This window comes from Vibrio sp. VP6, from assembly GCF_028823755.1.
GTDB classification, from domain to species: domain Bacteria; phylum Pseudomonadota; class Gammaproteobacteria; order Enterobacterales; family Vibrionaceae; genus Vibrio; species Vibrio parahaemolyticus.
Genome location: NZ_JAPEID010000105.1, coordinates 1 through 2,804, shown reverse-complemented (window position 1 = coordinate 2,804; position 2,804 = coordinate 1). Strand labels below are relative to the sequence as shown.

At 39.3% G+C, this 2,804-nt stretch carries 5 protein-coding genes; all 5 read left to right on the top strand.

Annotated features, from left to right (window positions below):
• A partial coding sequence (locus OU793_RS24000; RefSeq protein ID WP_274647887.1) for a hypothetical protein occupies positions 1–822 on the top strand: 822 nt, incomplete at its 5' end.
• A 28-nt stretch (positions 823–850) separates the two neighbouring features.
• Positions 851–1,084, top strand: a complete 234-nt coding sequence (locus OU793_RS23995; RefSeq protein WP_102591250.1) for a hypothetical protein — start codon at positions 851–853, stop codon at positions 1,082–1,084.
• A 73-nt stretch (positions 1,085–1,157) separates the two neighbouring features.
• Entirely contained in the window at positions 1,158–1,721 is a 564-nt protein-coding gene (locus OU793_RS23990; RefSeq protein WP_274647886.1) for a hypothetical protein, read from the top strand.
• Positions 1,722–1,748: 27 nt separating this feature from the next.
• Positions 1,749–2,024, top strand: coding sequence for a hypothetical protein (locus OU793_RS23985; protein WP_114868453.1), 276 nt, complete (start codon positions 1,749–1,751; stop codon positions 2,022–2,024).
• A gap of 17 nt (positions 2,025–2,041) precedes the next feature.
• Entirely contained in the window at positions 2,042–2,689 is a 648-nt protein-coding gene (locus OU793_RS23980) for a hypothetical protein (RefSeq protein ID WP_140220104.1), read from the top strand.
• Positions 2,690–2,804 lie beyond the last annotated feature (115 nt).

The following is a 2,804-nucleotide window of genomic DNA, read 5'->3' as shown; positions in this document are numbered from 1 at the left end:
TTGGACGGATTAAGCTACGAACACAAGATTGCTATAAATAGCACAAGTCCATTAACTGACATTACCGTTAACTTTGATTTATTAACAGATGAACAAAAAAATGATGTAGCCTATTATACGACTTCTAGCGATGCTCTCGCGATTATTAGAGCATCTGATTCCAAAGTCGCGATTGTTGATTTTACAGGCTATACAAACACTACGTTATCAGCTAAATCCATTATTAGTGAATACACTATTGGTGCTGGGACATATGCAAACGAAAATCCTTTTTATATAGGTCGTAACGCGTTTTTATTAGAAAAAACAGACGGAGCATGGGATTTTGTACAAGGAGTAAAAGTGGATGGTTTTATTGTGGGTAAACCGAATTTTCCAACCTTATCAGAGTCCCCTGTTTTGATAAGAAGCAATCAACTGCTTCTTTTTTCTAACAATGGAAGCATCAAAGCCGAAGGCAGTACGACAGCTAATTTTTATCCAATAGATAAATTTATCGACAATGGTTTTTTATTCCCTATCGCCGACATTGATAATGATGGTTTAAGTAACATAGAGGAACGTGAATCTTGTGATATTACAGAAAGTTCACCAGACTCACTAAAATACGAGGATTTTACTTGCTTAAATGCAGCGTTAGATGATTCAGATGCCGATCTTGTTAGTGATTCATTTGAAAGAATGCATCAAGCTCCCACACAAGGAAATAGCCTATCTCCGACTAGCTACTTAGATGAGACTTATATTGATGACGGTAAAGCTAATATACGGGATACATATAGAGACATAGATAAAAACGGAATTATCGATTTCTTAGAGTAAGGAAAAATTAGCAACGAAAGACATTGTTATGACTAAAGAAGACATAGACAAAGCCGTTGAGGCGATCATGTTGTTGCGTCCGGCGCCACCATCCAGAGGAATGGTGACGTCGAACGCTATCTCTGTAAAAAAACGACGTGATGACATGGAATACGCTCATTTAGTTGAAGCAATCACGGCGGGAGATATCGCATCGCCCTCCTACCTCCTTGAACCACCAAAGAAAAAACAAGAGTCAAATACTTTTAAGTTTTTGCTTTAACACATTTGATATATCACAAACAAAGATAGATGTGCCGATAGCGGCACATCTATCTCTATAAAAGAATACTGTTATGCCGACACAAACCTATTATGAACTCCTAGAAGAATTAACGGTTCATCAAAAAAAACAAGCGCTCTGGCGTTGGCAAATTTTTCAAGCCGCTGAAATGCTTCGTTCGACCTTATCCGCGCTCTGGCGTTGGCAAATTTTTCAAGCCGCTGAAATGCTTCGTTCGACCTTATCTTCTTTCCTAGGGGTTGATTATCTTACTTATAATGAAGGTCATTATCGCTATGTTGAATTGTTAACCCCAGCCCTTACTCCTTTTCATTTAACCGCAGACGGCGTTATTGAATACATTCAACGCATACCAACGGTAAACATTGTTATCGTGGTTGCTCTAGAGCTTGATTCAGGCATGACACTCTGTCTTTGCCCTATTCAAATCCGTTTAGCCCATAAAAAAATTGAATATCGAATTACCAAAGAGGGAGGACGATGGATTTCTGACCCTCAAATTATGTTGAAATGGGTATATCAAACGCTAAAGAGAAACATCGCTAAGCTTCCTACATCAAACTCTACACCAAGTCATTTTCTACATAAAAATGCACAGGAAAGCCTTGAGCTTTGATTAATACGCCTAAGAAGGTCAATCAACATGAACATTGAATCGACATTGCAGTTACTTCGTCGAGCTAATGAGTACGAAGCTTACATTACGTCAAAATTAACAATGAAAAACGAACACTCTTCAGAAGAGCTTTTTCAACTTCGATGTCGCGCCAAAAGAAAATTTCCAGAGTTAAGAGAGAAACCATTGACGAAGAGTGTTGAGCTTGCACTATTTAACGACATGCTTCATCGCTTAGCACTCAAGCTTGGTTTTCATGAAGAGCGTTCAGGCCTCGATATCCGTTATTTTCGCAAGAACTAATGAAAGGAATGTGTACGATGAATAAACATTATTCGTATTGTCTAGCCGGAATATTATTGATGTTGTCGTGGGCAACTTCAGCGCAGTCTCTTACCATTGAAGATGCAGTTAGCTTTTGGAAATTAAATGGCCAGAAGTTTTCTCATATCCAAACGTGCTCATCGTTAGAAGGTAAACGACAAGGACATCAACGCATTTTTTTTGCATCAACATCTTGTGTATTGAGTGAATTTGCCACTTATGTATTAGCCAAAGAATGCCAAGCGTCCTCACCAGTCAATCAAATTGGCATCTTTCAAACAGAAAATCAAAAAGAGCTGATGCGATTTACTGTCTCACCTGAAACCTGTCGATTGGTGAACGCTCCTTCATCCCTCCCTCGTCGTCAAGAGGTTGCCCAACAACCAGAGCAGGTGCCGGTAAGCAATATCAATCCAAAACGCAAGCGTGCTTATGTCATTCAATTCTTCTCAGGTCACGTTCCTCCAAAAGAAGGGGTAAATAAATGCGTTGGTATTCCCCTCTATATTCATGAGGTCAATGGTACGTACTATTTGTTCAGTCAATTTTTCAATCGATATAGACAAACAAAGCAAGTTTTCAATTCACTAAAAAGAAGGTGCCCAGAAACCTCCATGTGGATACGCCCAGTCACCGTATCTTAGATGTGAAGCCACCGACAAATGTGAGGACACTATGCAGACGAAATTGCACGATTTTATAGCAGCGAAATGCTATGGCGACGAAATATTGGCATACATTGCCATTCATGAGTTTGCG